The 16,809-nt window shown below is 71.6% G+C and carries 13 protein-coding genes; 6 read left to right on the top strand and 7 right to left on the bottom strand.

Annotated elements, in window-relative coordinates; genetic code table 11:
• The first annotated feature begins 51 nt into the window (after positions 1–51).
• On the top strand, positions 52–1,008 hold the full coding sequence (locus tag ACWGIS_RS18455) for a DUF6397 family protein (protein ID WP_453363488.1): 957 nt from the start codon (positions 52–54) through the stop codon (positions 1,006–1,008).
• Positions 1,009–1,087: 79 nt separating this feature from the next.
• Here ACWGIS_RS18455 and ACWGIS_RS18450 read toward each other — a convergent pair whose 3' ends face one another.
• On the bottom strand, positions 1,088–1,954 hold the full coding sequence (locus ACWGIS_RS18450) for an acyl-CoA thioesterase (RefSeq protein ID WP_453363487.1): 867 nt from the start codon (positions 1,952–1,954) through the stop codon (positions 1,088–1,090).
• A gap of 19 nt (positions 1,955–1,973) precedes the next feature.
• Positions 1,974–4,487 carry a DEAD/DEAH box helicase gene (locus ACWGIS_RS18445; RefSeq protein ID WP_453363486.1) on the bottom strand — a complete coding sequence of 838 codons (2,514 nt, stop codon included), beginning with the start codon at positions 4,485–4,487 and terminating at the stop codon, positions 1,974–1,976.
• A 145-nt stretch (positions 4,488–4,632) separates the two neighbouring features.
• Between ACWGIS_RS18445 and ACWGIS_RS18440 the strand changes: the two genes are divergently transcribed.
• Complete coding sequence (locus ACWGIS_RS18440) at positions 4,633–5,427, top strand: metal-dependent hydrolase (RefSeq protein ID WP_453363485.1); 795 nt, start codon at positions 4,633–4,635, stop codon at positions 5,425–5,427.
• A gap of 464 nt (positions 5,428–5,891) precedes the next feature.
• Here ACWGIS_RS18440 and ACWGIS_RS18435 read toward each other — a convergent pair whose 3' ends face one another.
• The 4 genes from ACWGIS_RS18435 to ACWGIS_RS18420 form a co-directional block, all read right to left on the bottom strand.
• Positions 5,892–6,161: a type B 50S ribosomal protein L31 gene (locus ACWGIS_RS18435; protein ID WP_453363484.1), complete on the bottom strand. Its 270-nt coding sequence runs from the start codon at positions 6,159–6,161 to the stop codon at positions 5,892–5,894.
• A gap of 45 nt (positions 6,162–6,206) precedes the next feature.
• Positions 6,207–6,677, bottom strand: a complete 471-nt coding sequence (locus tag ACWGIS_RS18430) for a DUF5709 domain-containing protein (protein WP_453363483.1) — start codon at positions 6,675–6,677, stop codon at positions 6,207–6,209.
• Between the two features lie 336 nt (positions 6,678–7,013).
• A complete protein-coding gene (locus tag ACWGIS_RS18425) occupies positions 7,014–8,795 on the bottom strand; it encodes an ABC transporter ATP-binding protein (protein WP_453363482.1) in 1,782 nt (593 codons plus the stop codon).
• Entirely contained in the window at positions 8,792–10,642 is a 1,851-nt protein-coding gene (locus ACWGIS_RS18420; protein ID WP_453363481.1) for an ABC transporter transmembrane domain-containing protein, read from the bottom strand. Before ACWGIS_RS18420 ends, ACWGIS_RS18425 begins: the two co-directional genes overlap by 4 nt.
• A gap of 285 nt (positions 10,643–10,927) precedes the next feature.
• Between ACWGIS_RS18420 and ACWGIS_RS18415 the strand changes: the two genes are divergently transcribed.
• Together ACWGIS_RS18415 and ACWGIS_RS18410 are read left to right on the top strand one after the other, a co-directional pair.
• Positions 10,928–11,680 (top strand): hypothetical protein, encoded by a 753-nt coding sequence (locus ACWGIS_RS18415; protein ID WP_453363480.1) that lies wholly within the window; start codon positions 10,928–10,930, stop codon positions 11,678–11,680.
• A 109-nt stretch (positions 11,681–11,789) separates the two neighbouring features.
• Positions 11,790–13,469 carry a peptide-N4-asparagine amidase gene (locus ACWGIS_RS18410; protein ID WP_453363479.1) on the top strand — a complete coding sequence of 560 codons (1,680 nt, stop codon included), beginning with the start codon at positions 11,790–11,792 and terminating at the stop codon, positions 13,467–13,469.
• Positions 13,470–13,553: 84 nt separating this feature from the next.
• Here the strand turns inward: ACWGIS_RS18410 and ACWGIS_RS18405 are convergent, their stop codons facing one another.
• Entirely contained in the window at positions 13,554–14,009 is a 456-nt protein-coding gene (locus ACWGIS_RS18405) for a MarR family winged helix-turn-helix transcriptional regulator (RefSeq protein ID WP_402372816.1), read from the bottom strand.
• Between the two features lie 94 nt (positions 14,010–14,103).
• On the opposite strand from ACWGIS_RS18405, the gene ACWGIS_RS18400 reads away from it, so the two are divergent.
• On the top strand, positions 14,104–15,903 hold the full coding sequence (locus ACWGIS_RS18400; protein WP_453363478.1) for an ABC transporter ATP-binding protein: 1,800 nt from the start codon (positions 14,104–14,106) through the stop codon (positions 15,901–15,903).
• A 43-nt stretch (positions 15,904–15,946) separates the two neighbouring features.
• Positions 15,947–16,789 carry an endolytic transglycosylase MltG gene (gene mltG, locus ACWGIS_RS18395; protein WP_453363477.1) on the top strand — a complete coding sequence of 281 codons (843 nt, stop codon included), beginning with the start codon at positions 15,947–15,949 and terminating at the stop codon, positions 16,787–16,789.
• Positions 16,790–16,809: the final 20 nt, after the last annotated feature.

Raw genomic sequence — 16,809 nt, 5'->3', positions numbered from 1 at the left:
TTTCTCGAAGCGAGCGCACACCGGCGCGAGCACCGCACGGGGGAGAACCGCATGTCCGGCACCACCATCACGCAGTCCGCCACGGCCACCGCCGCCATCCTCGACGCGGGGCAGAACCACCCCTCGGTCTCGCAAAGCCGCGCGGCACGGGAACTCGGCCTCAAACGGCGCGAGTTCGACCTTGCCGTACACCTCGGCTGCGTCCGCACCGTCCCCGACGACAGGGGAGGGGGAGCCCGCCGGGTGACCCGGGCGGAGATCGACCGGGTCCGCGCGGCGGAGGGCTGGGCCGAAGCGTTGCAGGAGCGGGTCAGGACCGTCGGCACCAAGGAGGGCGCCGCACTCCTGGGAGTGACGACCGCCAGGTTCACCCGCCTCGCGCGGCTGGGGATGGTCGTACCGGTCACCTTCTACCTCAACCGCTACCGGGCCGTCGTCTGGCTCTATCTGGCCCAGGAACTACGCCAGTTCGCCGCCGGGTCGGAGAGCACCCCACTGCTGAGCGGCCGGATCCCCGAAGGGCTGCGCGGCCAACTGGACGAGGGACTCGATCTGCGCCCGCGCAACTGGCGGGGGCGGCACAGGGGTTTCCTGCTCCGCGGCACGGAGGACCCCTGGGCGCAGGCCGCGATCGTGGCGTCGCTACTCGATCCGGCCCAGGTCGCACAAGTTGTGCAGGACCCGTACGAGCGCGCCCACTTGAACCGCCTGCGCCCGGGCCAGGCCGCCCGGACGACGCCGGACTCACCGGCGGCACAGGTCACCGCGAGGATCATGACGGCGGAGGATCCCGACGAGATCGGCTGGCTCGAAGCCGACCTGGCGCAGGCGACCGCTCACGCCAGGGAGACACGTCCCGCCCCGCGACCGGAGCCCAAGGACTCGGTCCGGGAAGCCCCGCGGCCCTCCGCGGCGGCCGGCGAGCACCCGAGCCGGACGCCGGAGCGCTCACGCGATCTGCCCGAGCGATCACGCTTGTTCGGGTGGCTGCGTCGCAGAAACCCGTGACGGCCCGCGCCGGCTTCCCCCGGCCCCGACTCACCCCGTCATCGTGCGGCGCGGCCCTCCGGCGACGACCGACGCTTCCTCACAGTGCGCGGAAGAGCCCCTCCTGCACGACGGAGACGAGCAGGCGTCCCTCCACGTCGTAGATGCGCCCGCGGGCCAGCCCGCGTCCGCCCGTCGCGATCGGTGACTCCTGGTCGTACAGGAACCACTCGTCGGCGCGGAACGGGCGATGGAACCACATCGCGTGGTCGAGGGAGGCCATGTCGAAACCGCGAGGACCCCAGAGCGGTTCCACCGGGATGCGCACCGCGTCCAGGAGGGTCATGTCGCTCGCGTAGGTCAGGGCGCAGGTGTGGACGAGCGGGTCGTCGCCGAGAGGTCCGACCGCGCGCATCCACACGGCGCTGCGGGGCTCCGCGTCCTTGATCTCCTCGGCGGTCCACCGCAGCCGGTCCACGTACCGGATGTCGAACGGCTGGCGCCGCGCCATGCGCTCCAATGTTTCGGGCAGCGCCCCGAGGTGCTCCTCGATCTCCTGCGTCACCGTCGGCAGGGACTCGGGGTCCGGCACCTTGCGGGCCGGCGGCAGCTGGTGCTCGAAGCTCCCTTCCTCAGGCTGGTGAAAGGAGGCGGTCAGATTGAAGATCGTGCGGCCCTGCTGCACGGCCGTGACCCGCCGGGTGGTGAACGACCGGCCGTCGCGGACCCGCTCCACCTGGTACACGATCGGCACGCCCGGACGCCCCGGACGCAGGAAGTACGCGTGCAGCGAGTGCACCGGCCGGTCGCCCTCGGTGGTACGCCCGGCGGCGACCAGCGCCTGGCCCGCCACCTGGCCCCCGAAGACCCGCTGCAAGGACTCCTGCGGGCTCCGCCCGCGGAAGATGTTCACCTCGATCTGCTCGAGGTCGAGCAGGGCGACGAGGCTCTCGGCTGGGTTGGTCATGGGTGGGATTCTCCTGTGCTCAGAGCTGACCGACGTCGGTGACCCGGATGATGGCGCGGCCCTCCGCGTCGGACGCCGCGAGGTCCACCTCCGCGCTGATGCCCCAGTCGTGATCGCCGTTCGGGTCGGCGAACGTCTGCCGGACGCGCCACAGTCCGTGCTGCGGCTCCTCCGTGATCTGCAGCAGCTTGGGGCCGCGGGCGTCGGGACCGGTGCCCAGGTCGTCGTACTCGTCCCAGTACTTGTCCATGGCCTCGCCCCAGGCGTCCGCGTCCCAGCCGGATTCGGCGTCCATCTCGCCGAGCTCCGCGATCTGGTCCAGGGCGGCCAGTTCGACCCGCCGGAACATGGCGTTGCGGACGAGGACGCGGAAGGCGCGCGCGTTCGACGTGACGGGCTTGACCTGGTCCGCCTTCTCCTGCGCCTCCTCGGCCGTCATCACCTCGGGGTTGGCGAGCTGCTCCCACTCGTCGAGCAGGCTCGAGTCGACCTGGCGCACCATCTCGCCGAGCCACGCGATCAGGTCCTCGAGGTCCTCGGACTTGAGGTCGTCCGGGACGGTGTGGTCCAGGGCCTTGTAAGCACTGGCGAGGTAGCGCAGCACGATGCCCTCGGTGCGGGCGAGTTCGTAATAGGAGACGAACTCGGTGAAGGTCATCGCCCGTTCGTACATGTCGCGGATGACGGACTTCGGCGACAGGGGATGGTCGCCGACCCAGGGGTGGCTCTTGCGGTAGGTGTCGTAGGCGTGGAAGAGCAGTTCCTCCAGCGGCTTCGGGTACGACACGTCCTGGAGCCGCTCCATGCGCTCCTCGTACTCGACACCGTCCGACTTCATCGCCGCCACGGCCTCACCGCGTGCCTTGTTCTGCTGGGCCGCGAGGATCTGCCGGGGATCGTCCAGCGTGGACTCCACGACGGACACCATGTCGAGGGCGTACGACGGGGATTCCGGGTCCAGCAGTTCGAAGGATGCGAGGGCGAACGTCGACAGGGGCTGGTTGAGCGCGAAGTCCTGCTGCAGATCCACGGTGAGCCGCACGATGCGGCCCTCGGCGTCCGGCTCGTCGAGCTTCTCGACGACGCCGCCGTCCAGCAGCGAGCGGTAGATGGCGATGGCCCGCCGGATGTGCCGCAGCTGCTGCTTGCGCGGCTCGTGGTTGTCCTCCAGAAGGTGCCGCATCGCCTCGAAGGCGTTTCCGGGGCGGGCGATCACCGACAGCAGCATCGTGTGTGTCACCCGGAAGCGCGAAGTCAATGGCTCCGGCTCGGAGGAGATGAGCTTCTCGAAGGTGCTTTCCGTCCAGCCGACGAAGCCCTCCGGTGCCTTCTTGCGGACCACCTTGCGCCGCTTCTTCGGGTCGTCGCCCGCCTTCGCGAGAGCCTTCTCGTTCTCGATGACGTGCTCGGGTGCCTGCGCCACGACGAACCCCGCCGTGTCGAAACCGGCCCGGCCGGCCCGGCCCGCGATCTGGTGGAACTCACGGGCGCGCAGGGTCCGCACCCGGGTGCCGTCGTACTTGGCCAGGGCGGTGAACAGCACGGTGCGGATGGGGACGTTGACGCCCACCCCGAGGGTGTCCGTACCGCAGATGACCTTCAGCAGACCGGCCTGGGCCAGCTTCTCCACGAGACGGCGGTACTTGGGCAGCATGCCGGCGTGGTGCACGCCGATGCCGTGCCGGACGTACCGGGAGAGGTTGCGTCCGAACTTGGTGGTGAAGCGGAAGTTGCCGATCAGCTCGGCGATCTGGTCCTTCTCCTCCCGCGTGCACATGTTGATGCTCATCAGGGCCTGCGCACGTTCCACGGCCTGCGCCTGGGTGAAGTGCACGATGTAGACGGGAGCCTGCTTGGTCGCCAGCAGCTCGGTGAGCGTCTCCGTCAGAGGCGTCAGCACGTACTCGTAGGAGAGCGGTACGGGGCGGGTCGCCGAGCGGACCACCGCGGTGGGGCGGCCGGTGCGCCGGGTGAGGTCCTTCTCGAACATCGAGACGTCGCCGAGGGTCGCCGACATCAGGATGAACTGGGCCTGCGGCAGTTCCAGGATCGGGATCTGCCAGGCCCAGCCGCGGTCGCCCTCCGCGTAGAAGTGGAACTCGTCCATCACGACCTGGCCGACGTCGGCGTGCTTGCCGTCACGCAGCGCGATGGAGGCCAGCACCTCGGCGGTGCAGCAGATCACGGGGGCGTCGGCGTTCACGGACGCGTCGCCGGTGAGCATGCCGACGTTCTCCGTGCCGAAGATCTTGCACAGCTCGAAGAACTTCTCCGAGACGAGCGCCTTGATCGGAGCCGTGTAGAAGGTGACCTCGTCCCGGGCCAGCGCCGCGAAGTGCGCCGCCGCCGCGATCATGCTCTTGCCCGAACCGGTGGGCGTCGAGACGATCACGTTCGCCCTCGAGACCACCTCGATCAGCGCCTCCTCCTGGTGGGGGTAGAGCGTGAGGCCGCGTTCCCCGGCCCACGCCTCGAAGGCTTCGTAAAGGGCGTCCGGGTCGGCGGTCTGCGGCAGCTGATCGATAAGGGTCACGCCCCCATCTTGCCTGTGATCGGGCCTGATGAGGGAATCGGATGCCCGTCCGAAGATCGCGAACGTTACGCTGTGGCGCCGACGGAGCGTCAGCGCGTGGGGACAACTCGACAGCGACATCGCGGGAATGGGGCGGGGTACGGCCATGATGGGACCAGCACACTCACTGTCGGGGGCCGCGGCCTGGCTGGGCGTCGGGGCGGCGGCGGCAGCGGCCGGTCACACCATGCCCTGGCCGGTCCTCCTGGTCGGCGCCCTGATCTGCGCCGGTGCCGCGCTCGCACCGGACCTGGACCACAAGGCGGCCACCATCTCGCGGGCCTTCGGACCCGTCTCGCGGGGCCTGTGCGAGATCGTCGACAAGCTCTCCTACGCCGTCTACAAGTCGACACGGAAGCAGGGCGACCCGCGTCGTTCCGGCGGCCACCGCACACTGACGCACACCTGGCTCTGGGCCGTGGCGATCGGCGCCGGCACCTCAGTGGCCGCGATCACCGGAGGGCGCTGGGCGGTCCTGGCGATCCTGTTCGTGCATTTGGTGCTGGCCATCGAGGGGCTCCTGTGGCGGGCGGCCCGCGGGTCCAGCAGCGACGTCCTGGTCTGGCTGCTGGCCGCGACCAGTGCCTGGATCCTGGCGGGGGTCCTGGACAAGCCGGGCAACGGCGCCGACTGGCTGTTCACCGCGCCGGGCCAGGAGTACCTGTGGCTGGGGCTGCCCATCGTCCTCGGCGCGCTGGTGCACGACATCGGGGACGCGCTGACGGTGTCGGGCTGCCCGATCCTGTGGCCCATCCCCATCGGCCGCAAGCGCTGGTACCCGATCGGACCGCCGAAGGTCATGCGGTTCCGGGCCGGCAGCTGGGTCGAGCTGAAGGTGCTGATGCCCGCGTTCATGCTGCTCGGCGGGGTGGGCTGCGCGGCGGCGCTGAACTTCATCTGAGCCACCTCGGCCCGAGCGGGCCACGCCGGCTGTCCGGACCTGCCGTGCGAGCCCCGCGTCCGGGGCGACTCGGTCGCGACGTCACACTTGCGGGGCCGGCGCTGCGCTCGGACAAGGGCCACCGTCGGTCCGAGCCCGTGTGGCCGGAGCTGCCCTCGAACAGGGGCCACCCCCGGTCCGGCCCTATCTGCCCGACCCCACGCGCGGACAAGAGGCGCGGTCCGGTCGGAGCTGCTCCGCCGGCTCAGGGCTCGGGAAAGCGCGGCCGCCGGGTGGCACCCGTCTGGCCGGTCCCGAGCTCTCAGGGGCCCAGCCGTAGGGAAGGGCCAGGCGGGGCGGCCGTACGTCCGCCGAGCCGCGGTCTTTGGGGCGGACCGCCCGCCGGGGCGCTGCGACGCCCGGGCCGCGAGGTTCCGCCCCGCCGTGGGGCCGGTCCCCTCCGCTGGGCCCGCCGCAGGGAACCGTCAGCCCGCGTCGTCCAGGCCGGAGGCGGCGCTTCCGTACCGGCGCTCGAACGCGGCCACGCGGCCCTCCGTGTCCACCGTCCGCGCCTTGCCCGTGTAGAAGGGGTGGCTCTCCGAGGAGATCTCCACGTCCACGACCGGGTAGGTCTGCCCGTCGTCCCAGTCGATGGTCTGGTCGCTGTTCGCCGTGGACCGCGTGAGGAAGGCGTACCCGGCGGCGCGGTCGCGGAAGACGACGGGGTGGTAGTCGGGCTGCTTGTCCTGCTGCATGGGGGCTCCTTGCTTGGGGCGGATGGGGCGGCGGGGACGGCGGGCTCAGCCGAGCAGGGTCTCCTCGTCGACCACGTGCATGGCGGCCTCCTCGGCCGAGGCCGCGGCGCCGTCGATCCCCACGTCGGTGGCGATCAGCCCGCTCTCCTCGTCCTCGTGCGCACCCTCGTCGGGGGCGACCAGGCGGCCGGAACGGGCGGCGCCCACCTCGTTGTCCAGAGGCTCGCCGTCGGTGTCCTCGGAGTCCCCGATGCCGTCTCCCTCGTCCACCACGAGGTCGGGCAGCTCCTCGGCGAGGCGCTGGTCGAGCGTCTCGCCCTGCCGGCGTTCCTCGGCGGTGACTCCGGAGTGTTCGACCGCCCAGGGCCGTTCGGGCGGCGACCAGCCCCGGTCCAGGGGGTCGTCCACGCCGTCGGTCTCCAGGGTGTCCTCGGCGTCGAGCAGCCCCGCGTCGTCCTGCACGTCGGAGCTGTCGGGCTGGTAGACGTCGTCTCCCCATCCGTCGGCGCTGTCCACGGGTACCTCCAGGTGGTGGGGGCGGATCCGGTGCCGCCGTACCTCGCGGCGGAGGCGGAGACCGCACGGCACAGACCGCGCCCCTCGCGAACCGGGTGGTTCAGGGGCACTCCCCGAGCCGGTGCCGGTTTCCAGCCTTCCACCCACCTTCGACACCGCGCAACGGGACGTGCTCGGACACGGGCCTGTGCCGGGCGGCGGGAAGGCGGGGCCGGCCGCCCGCCGGAGCGGCCCGTTGCCAGAGCGCGCCGGCTCCGGCAGGCGCCGACCGGGGAGGAGGTGGCCGAGGAAATCCTGCCCCTCCACCTCCGGGGCCGACTCCTCAGAACCCCCGGCTCACCCGTGCCAGGACCGCCAGAGAGCCGCGTAGGCGCCGTTCGCGGTGACCAGCTGGTCGTGGCTGCCCAGCTCGCTGATGCGGCCGTTCTCGACGACGGCGATGACGTCGGCGTCGTGGGCGGTGTGCAGCCGGTGGGCGATGGCGACGACGGTGCGGCCGTCGAGGACGCGGGCCAGGGAGCGTTCGAGGTGGCGGGCCGCACGTGGGTCGAGGAGCGAGGTCGCCTCGTCCAGGACCAGGGTGTGCGGGTCCGCCAGCACCAGCCGGGCCAGCGCGATCTGCTGGGCCTGCGCCGGGGTGAGCGCGAACCCGCCGGAGCCGACCTCGGTGTCCAGGCCGTTGCCCAGCGCCCGCGCCCACCCGTCCGCGTCGACCGCTCCCAGCGCGGCCCAGAGCTCGGCGTCGTCGGCGCCGGTGCGGGCGAGCAGCAGGTTGTCGCGCAGGGAGCCCACGAAGACGTGGTGTTCCTGGTTGACCAGGGCGACGTGGGAGCGCACCTGCTCGGCGGGCATGCGGGACAGTTCGGCGCCGCCCAGGGTGATGCTGCCGTTCCGGGGTGCGTAGATCCCGGCGAGGAGGCGTCCCAGCGTGGACTTGCCGGCGCCGGACGGACCGACCAGGGCCAGCCGGGTGCCAGGGGCGACCTGGAGGGAGACCTCGCGCAGCACGTCGACGCCGGGGCGGTAGCCGAAGTGGACGCGGTCCGCGTGGACGTCGCGCCCCTCGGGGACCACCGCCGGATCGCCCTCGTCCGGTTCGATGTCCCGTACGCCGACCAGCCGGGCCAGCGACACCTGGGCGACCTGGAGCTCGTCGTACCACCGCAGGATCAGCCCGACCGGGTCGACGAGCATCTGGGCGATGAGCGCGCCCGTCGTGAGCTGGCCGACGCCGATCCAGCCCTGGAGGACGAAGACCCCGCCGATCATCAGGACCGAGCAGAGGACCGTGACGTGGGTGATGTTGATGACCGGGAAGAGCACGGAACGCAGCCACAGGGTGTAGCGCTCCCAGGCGGTCCACTCCCTGACCCGGCGGTCCGACAGGTCGATGCGGCGCTCGCCGAGACGGTGGGCCTCGACGGTGCGGCCGGCGTCCACGGTCTCGGCGAGGACGGCCGCGACGGCGGCGTAGCCGGCGGCCTCCGAGCGGTAGGCGGCGGGCGCCCGCTTGAAGTACCAGCGGCAGCCGATCACCAGGAGGGGGACGGCGAGCAGTACCGCGGGGGCGAGGGGCGGCGCGGTCACGGCGAGTCCGCCGAGCAGCAGCGCCACCCACACCACGCCGATGGCCAGCTGGGGCACGGCCTCGCGCATCGCGTTGGCCAGCCGGTCGATGTCCGTGGTGATCCGGGACAGCAGGTCGCCGGTGCCGGCGCGTTCCAGGACGCCCGGGGGCAGGCCCACCGACCGTACGAGGAAGTCCTCGCGCAGGTCGGCCAGCATCCGCTCGCCGAGCACGGCTCCCCGCAGCCGCACCTGGTGCACGAACAGGGCCTGGACGACCAAGGCGAGGACGAACAGGGCGGCGGTGCGTTCCAGGTGGAGTTCCCGCGCGTCGTCCGAGACCTTCTCGACGACGGAGCCCAGCAGATAGGGCCCGGCCATCGAGGCCACGACGGCGATCGTGTTGACCGCGACGAGCAGCAGGAAGGCCCGGCGGTGCCGTCGGAAGAGTTCGGCCACGTAGGCGCGGACGGTGTCGGGGGCGCCGACGGGCAGCGTGTTCGCCGTCGTCGGGGCCGCCGGGTCGTACGCCGGTGGCGCCAGGCCGATCATGCGGTCTCCTCGATCTCTTCCAGGGCGTCGATCGCGTCGATGCCGTGTGCTGCCAGTGAGCCGATCCCGGGCAGCGCACCGGTCCCGGGCGTGGCGCCGGAGGCGCTCTCGTCGTCGGTCTCCCGGGTCACCACGGCGCGGTACCTGGGCTCGCTGTGCACCAGCTCGCGGTGCACGCCGACCGCGACGACCTCGCCGCCGTCCACGAGCACGACCCGGTCGGCCCGGTCCAGGAGGAGGGGCGAGGAGGTGAACACGACCGTCGTCCGGCCCGCGCGCAGGGAGCGGACACCGTCGGCGACGCGTGCCTCGGTGTGCGAGTCCACGGCGGACGTCGGCTCGTCCAGGACCAGGACCTCGGGGTCCGTGATCAGGGACCGGGCCAGGGCGAGGCGCTGGCGCTGGCCGCCCGACAGGGACCGGCCGCGCTCGGTGATCCGGGCGTCCATGGGGTCCTGGGCGTTGACCGAGCTCTGGGCGAGCGCGTCCAGGACGTCGCCGCACTGTGCCGCCGCCAGGGCGTCGGCGGCGCTCACCCCGCCGGACGACGGCACGTCGAGCAGGTCGCGCAGCGAACCCGACAGGAGCACCGGGTCCTTGTCCTGGACCAGGACGGCCGTCCGGGCGGAGTCGAGGGGCAGCTCGTCCAGCGGCACCGCGCCGAGCAGGACGGAGGTGGTGGTCTCCTCGCCCGAGGCGTGTCCGCCGAGTCGTTCGGCCAGTACGCCCGCCGCGTCGGGGTCGCCGCAGACCACGGCCGTGAAGCGTCCGGCGGGTGCGAGCAGACCGGTCGCCGGGTCGTACAGGTCTCCGCTCGGGAGGTCGGCGTCGCGCGTCCCCGCGGTGTCGGTGATCCGCTCCAGGGACAGCACGCGGGCGGCTCGCTTGGCGGAGGGCCGGGAGAAGGAGTACGCCATGGCGATCTCCTCGAAGTGCCGCAGAGGATAGGTGAGGAGCATGACCGCGCTGTACACGGTGACGAGTTCGCCGACCGTGATCCGGCCGTCGCGGGCCAGGTGCACTCCGTGCCAGACGACCGCGATGAGCAGCAGACCCGGCAGCAGCACCTGGACGGCCGAGATCAGCGCCCACATCCTGGCGCTGCGTACGGCGGCTTGGCGGACTTCCTGGGAGGCCCGGCGGTAGCGGTCGAGGAAGAGTTCCTCACCGCCGATGCCGCGCAGCACCCGCAGTCCCGCGACGGTGTCGGAGGCGAGTTCGGTGGCGCGTCCCGCCTTCTCGCGCTGCTGGTCGGCGCGACGGGTGGCGGGCGGGAGGAGGGGCAGCACGGCGAGCGCCAGCACCGGTACGCCGACGGCGACGACGACGCCGAGGGCGGGCTGGTAGACGACGAGGCCGACGCAGACCAGCACCACGGTGAGGGCGGCCGCGGCGAACCGTGACAGTGCCTCGACGAACCAGCCGATCTTCTCGACGTCGCCGGTGGAGACGGCGACCACCTCGCCGGCCGCGACGCGCTGGGTGAGCGCCGAGCCCAGCTGGGCCGTCTTGCGGGCCAGCAGCTGCTGGACGCGCGCCGCCGCCGTGATCCAGTTGGTGACCGCCGCGCGGTGCAGCATCGTGTCGCCCAGCGCGATCGCCACTCCGCACAGCACCATCAGCCCGCCGGACAGGGCCAGCCGGGTGCCGGAGCGGTCGACGACGGACTGGACCGCCAGACCGACGCAGAAGGGCAGCCCCGCGACGGCGACGAAGTGCAGCAGACCCCAGACGAGGGCCTTGAGCTGCCCGCCCAGCTGATTGCGGCCGAGCCACCACAGGAATCTGGGACCCGAGCGCGCGTCCGGCACACCAGGGTCGGGATACGGAAGGTCTTGGATCTGCATGACGTCCCAGAGGCTCGTGTCAGGGTGGACGGTCGCGGGCCGGCGGCTGACCGGCCGGTGGACCGGGTCCGGGCGGTCCACGACCGGCGGCACCGGTGGCCGCGGCCGGCACCGGACCGCTCGCGGAAAGCCGGCAACAAACCGTGAAAGGTTCGCGTCGGAGTGTGGTCGGAGGCAAACGGTTTTTCACCGCGGGGCAAAGATTCGGCCCGGACAGCCCCCGTATGACCGGGAGGTGAGGGGGCCGCAGGCGGCTTTCGGATGCGTGGTGCGACGATGGACCGCATGCAAACAGGCGGTGCGAACGGTTCGATGCGCGCGGGGGTCGCTGTGGCGGCCTGCGGTGTTCTCCTGATGTCCCTCTCGGCGTGCGGCGGTTCGGGCACCGGCAGCGGGGCGAAGGGCGACGGCGCCTCCGGGCGCAAGGCCGGCCGGACCGAGGCGCGCACCGTCGACCTGAAGCGCATCCCCGGCGTCGGGGACCGGCTCAGGAAGCAGATTCCCGCCGGCTCCCGCCAGGTCGTCGCGGTCTACGGCGAGAACAAGGACTCGGCCGACTCCACGGTCGTCCTCTACACGAAGGACGGCTCCACGTGGGACCGGACCCGCACGTGGAAGGGGCACAACGGCAAGAAGGGCTGGACCACGGACCACCACGAGGGCGACAAGCGAAGCCCCGTCGGCGTGTTCACCCTCAGCGACGCGGGCGGTGTGCTCGCCGACCCGGGCGCCCGGCTCCCCTACACCCATTCCGCGTCCTTCCAGGCGCCGCACTACTGGGCCAAATCGCACTGGCACGACTTCGACTACGTCATCGCCATCGACTACAACCGCGTCAAGGGCACCTCGCCCATCGATCCGACGCGGCCCGAGGGCCAGTCCAAGGGCGGCAGCATCTGGCTGCACATGGACCACGGCAGCGGCACGTCGGCCTGCGTGAGTCTGCCCGAGTCCGGGATGCGGTACCTGCTGCGCACGCTCGACCCGGATCAGCACCCCGTGGTGGTGATGGGGGACAAGGCGGACCTGAAGGCGTAGTCCCGGCGGCGGATCGGGACGTAGGGACGCCGGGGGAGGAACAGGGGTACTCGGACAAGTCCTCGGTTCTCGTTGCGGGCGGGGCCGACTCCCCCGTAGAACACCGCACATGAGAAGACCGGTCATCATGTCCATGCTCGTTGGAGTGATCCTCGCGGCGGGCACCCTTCTGGGAGCGACCCCCGCTCCGGCCGCCGCCGCGGCCGACGGCCCGGCCCGTCCCGCGGCCGGACCGGCCGAGCCGCCCGCCGAGTTCGGCACCGACTGGCACGATCCGCTGACCGCCGCCCCGCCCGTCACCAAGCCCGCCACCACGTCCTGCCGGGTCACCGTCGCGAAGGCGCAGTTCCGCGACTTCACGCCGTATCGCGGCACCTACACGCCGGCGACCGGCTGCGGTGACCGTTGGAGCAAGGTCGTGCTCCGGCTCGAAGGCCGGGTCAAGGGGCGGCAGTTCGACCGGCTGGGCTATCTGCGCCTGGGCGGCGTCGAGATCTTCCGCACCTCGACCCCGGAGCCCTCGCCCGACGGCATCGAGTGGTCCGTCGAGACGGACGTGACGCGCTACAGCGACACGTTCCGGCGTGCGGGCGACGTGGAGATGCTCATCGGCAACGTCGTCGACGACACGTACACCGGGGTCATCGACGTCGACGTCACGCTGACCTTCTACGCCGCCGGGAAGTCCGCGGGGCCGACCGGTTCCGCCGCGCACGCGGGCTCCGCCCGCCCAGAGTCCGTTCCGGACCGCGTCCTCACTCTCGACGACGGCATGCTCACCACGCCCCGCAACAGCGAGCGGATCGTCGCCGAGGTGTACGCCACCGGGTCGGGCGGCGGCTGCGAGGAGTACTGGTACCTGACGGTGCCCGACGCGGCGCCCTACTCCTGCAAGGCGGCCGACGGCCCGTACCGCGAGGTGCGCATCGAGGTGGACGGCCGGCTCGCCGGCATCGCGGCACCGTTCCCGACCGTCTGGACCGGCGGCTGGTCCAACCCCTTCCTCTGGTACGTGATCCCGGGACCGCGCGCCTTCGACATCAAGCCGATCGAGTACGACCTCACGCCGTTCGCCGGGCTCCTCAACGACGGCCGGCCGCACCGGGTGGACGTCTCGGTGGTCGGCGTCCCCGAGGGCCGGAGCGGCTGGAGCACCCCGGTCGACGTCCTGGTGTGGCAGGACGAGAAGCGCGCGCACGTGTCCGGCGCGCTCACCGAGGTCACGGCGGGCGACGTCGCCAACTCCTCGGTCCACACGCCCGGTTCCGAGCACCGTCTCGACACCGAGGGCGGCCACCGGCTGACCGTCGCCGGGTACGTGGACACCTCGCACGGCCGGGTCACGACGACCGTCGGCCGCACCCTGGCCAACAGCTCGGTGCACCGCTGGACGGACGGCGAGAACACGGACGCGCTCACGGCCACCTGGACGGACGACGAGAAGGTCACCGTCGACGGCCGCGGGCCCGCGTCGGTGACGCGCACCCACCGCACCTACACGATGGACGGCACCACGACGCTCGGCGACGGCGACCGGCTGCGGACGGTGCTGACCCTGGGCGACCGGACGGCGGTGGACGAGTCGCGTGGCGGGCGGCGTACCGCGTGGTCCCGGTCGGACGACACCTACACGGGCGACGCCACGTACACGGCGAACGTCCCGCGCGACCAGCGGCACGCGGTCGCCACCACGAAGGAGCGTTACCGGCTGTACGGCTCGGCCGGATGCCACGACCGCACCCTGGTCACCGTGCAGGGAACGCTCACCGAGGACCGGAGCCGCTGCTGACCCACCGACCGCGTCGAGCCGCCCGGTGACCCATCGGGCGGCCGACCCCGTCCAGGGGCGGACGGAATGAGCTCGCGCGGGTGATCAGCAGGGCCGCTCCGCGCCGGGCGTGCCGTCGACCAGGGTGTCCAGCAGCCCGCCGAGCACCTCGCGCTGCTCGTCCGTCAGCGGGGCGAGGATCTCCTCCGCGGCCGACCGGCGGGCGCCGCGCAGCTCCCGCAGAGCCGTGCGCCCCTCGTCCGTGACCTCGATCCGGATCACCCGGCGGTTGGTGGGATCGGGCACCCGGCGCACCTTCCCGTTCGCCTCCAGGCCGTCGACCAGGGTGGTCACGGCACGCGGTACCACTTCCAGGCGCTCGGCCAGGTCGGCCATGCGCGGAGGGGAGCCGTAGTGGGCCAGGGTGCGCAGGAGCCGCGACTGGGCAGGCGTGATGCCCAGGGCGCGCTGCTCCAGATGGCGCTTCTGGATGCGGTGCACGCGGCGGGTCAGCCGCAGCAACTGCTCGGCGAGCAGGCCGTCGGCATCGGGGGTGGTCATGCGGGAACAATATCAGGACGCCGTTCATTGTGAGTATAGGTAACAATGAGCTATGCTCCGTCAGTCGTCCTCGTCTCACCCTCCGTAGGAGCCCATGCGTCCCGATCACTCCACATGGACACCGTCACCCGCCGAGTCCGAGCAGCCGCGGCAGGTGCGCCGCATCCTGAAGCTGTTCCGGCCCTATCGCGGCCGGCTGGCCGTCGTCGGCCTGCTGGTCGGCGCCGCCTCCCTGGTCTCCGTCGCCACGCCCTTCCTGCTCAGGGAGATCCTGGACGTCGCGATCCCCGAGGGCCGCACCGGACTGCTGAGCCTGCTCGCGCTCGGCATGATCCTCAGCGCGGTCGTCACCAGCGTCTTCGGCGTGCTGCAGACGCTGATCTCCACGACGGTCGGCCAGCGCGTCATGCACGACCTGCGCACGGCCGTCTACGGGCGGCTCCAGCACATGTCGCTCGCCTTCTTCACCCGGACCCGCACGGGGGAGGTCCAGTCCCGCATCGCCAACGACATCGGCGGCATGCAGGCGACCGTCACCTCCACCGCCACCTCGCTGGTCTCCAACCTCACGAGCGTCGTCGCCACGATCGTCGCGATGGTCGCGCTGGACTGGCGGCTCACCGTCGTCTCCCTGCTCCTGCTGCCGGTCTTCGTGTGGATCAGCCGCCGGGTCGGGCGCGAGCGCAAGAAGATAGCGACGCAGCGCCAGAAGCAGATGGCCACGATGGCCGCCACCGTCACCGAGTCGCTGTCCGTCAGCGGCATCCTCCTCGGCCGCACGATGGGCCGTGCCGACTCGCTCACGCGGTCCTTCGCGGACGAGTCCGAGGCCCTGGTCGACCTGGAGGTGAAGTCGAACATGGCGGGGCGCTGGCGGATGGCCGTCATCACCATCGTCATGGCCGCCATGCCCGCCGTCATCTACTGGACGGCCGGGATGGCCCTCCAGTTCGGCGGTCCGGACATCTCCATCGGCACGCTCGTCGCCTTCGTCTCGCTCCAGCAGGGCCTGTTCCGGCCGACGGTGAGCCTGTTGTCCACGGGCGTCCAGATCCAGACCTCGCTCGCCCTCTTCCAGCGCATCTTCGAGTACCTCGACCTGCCGATCGACATCACGGAGCCGGCGGAGCCGGTCCACCTCGACCAGGTCAAGGGCGAGATCCGCTTCGAGGACGTCGAGTTCCGCTACGACGGCAAGGGCGGCCCGGTCCTCGAGGGCATCGACATCACGGTCCCGGCGGGCGGCAGCCTGGCGGTCGTCGGGCCGACCGGGTCGGGCAAGTCCACGCTCAGCTATCTGGTGCCCCGGCTGTACGACGTCACGGGCGGACGCGTCACCCTCGACGGCGTCGACGTCCGCGACCTGGACTTCGACACCCTCGCGCGCGCGGTCGGCGTCGTCTCCCAGGAGACGTACCTCTTCCACGCCTCGGTCGCCGACAACCTGCGCTTCGCCAAGCCGGACGCCGCCGACGAGGAGCTGCACGCGGCGGCCCGGGCGGCCCAGATCCACGAGCACATCGCCTCGCTGCCCGACGGCTACGACACGGTGGTCGGCGAGCGCGGGCACCGGTTCTCCGGAGGCGAGAAGCAGCGGCTGGCCATCGCGCGCACGATCCTGCGCGATCCGCCCGTGCTCATCCTGGACGAGGCGACGAGCGCCCTGGACACCCGCACGGAGCGCGCCGTCCAGGAGGCCATCGACGCGCTGTCGGCCGACCGGACCACGCTCACCATCGCGCACCGGCTGTCCACGGTCCGGGGCGCCGACCAGATCGTGGTCCTGGACTCCGGCCGGGCGGTCGAGCGCGGCACGCACGAGGAACTGCTGGAGCGCGACGGCCGTTACGCCGCCCTCGTCCGCCGAGACGCTCAACTGGAGCCGACAAGATGAAAATATGTCGGGTTTGTAGACATATGCGGGTTACCGTGCCCGCATGCAGACCAACACTCCGCCACGGAGCACGATTCGACTGACGCGTCGGGGCCGGGTCGCCCTCATCGCGACCGGAGCCGTCGTCGCGGCCACCGCCGTGGCGGTGCCGCTGCTGACCATGGACGACGAGGACAAGCGCCCCACGTCCCTGCTGATCCCGGAGGGCTGGCGGGCGGGCCAGGTCTACGACGCCGTGGACAGGGCGCTGCGTCTGCCGGCGGGCAGCACCAAGAAGTCCCTGGGCAAGGCCGACCTGAAGCTGCCGAACGACGCCGAGGGCAATCCCGAGGGCTATCTGTTCCCGGCCACATATCCGCTCGAGGAGAAGTCCACCCCGGAGTCGCTGCTGAAGTTCATGGTCGCCACCGCGAACAAGCAGTTCAACGGCGGCCAGATCACCGCGGGCGCGCAGCGCAACGCGATGAACGTCTACCAGGCCGTGACGATCGCGAGCATCGTCCAGGCCGAGGCGGCCACCAAGGACGACATGGGCAAGGTGGCCCGGGTCATCTTCAACCGGCTGGAGCGGGGCATGCCGCTGCAGATGGACTCCACCATCAACTACGCGCTGAACCGCAGCACCCTGACCACCAGCGAGAAGGACACCAAGCTCGACAACCCCTACAACTCCTACCAGCGCATGGGGCTGCCGCCGACGCCGATCGCCAACCCGGGCGAGGAGGCGATGCGCGCGGCGATCAATCCGACCCCGGGGGACTGGCTGTACTTCGTCACCGTCAAGCCGGGCGACACGCGCTTCACGGCGGTCTACGAGGAGCACCAGCGGAACGTCGCCGAGTTCAACCGGAACCAGAAGAGCGCCTCGGCCTCACCCTCCCGCTGACCGGACGGGCCGTGTGCCGG

Source organism: Streptomyces sp. NPDC054842 (assembly GCF_053611025.1).
The sequence above is the reverse complement of the archived record's forward strand: the minus strand, read 5'-3'. Positions and strand labels throughout refer to the sequence as shown.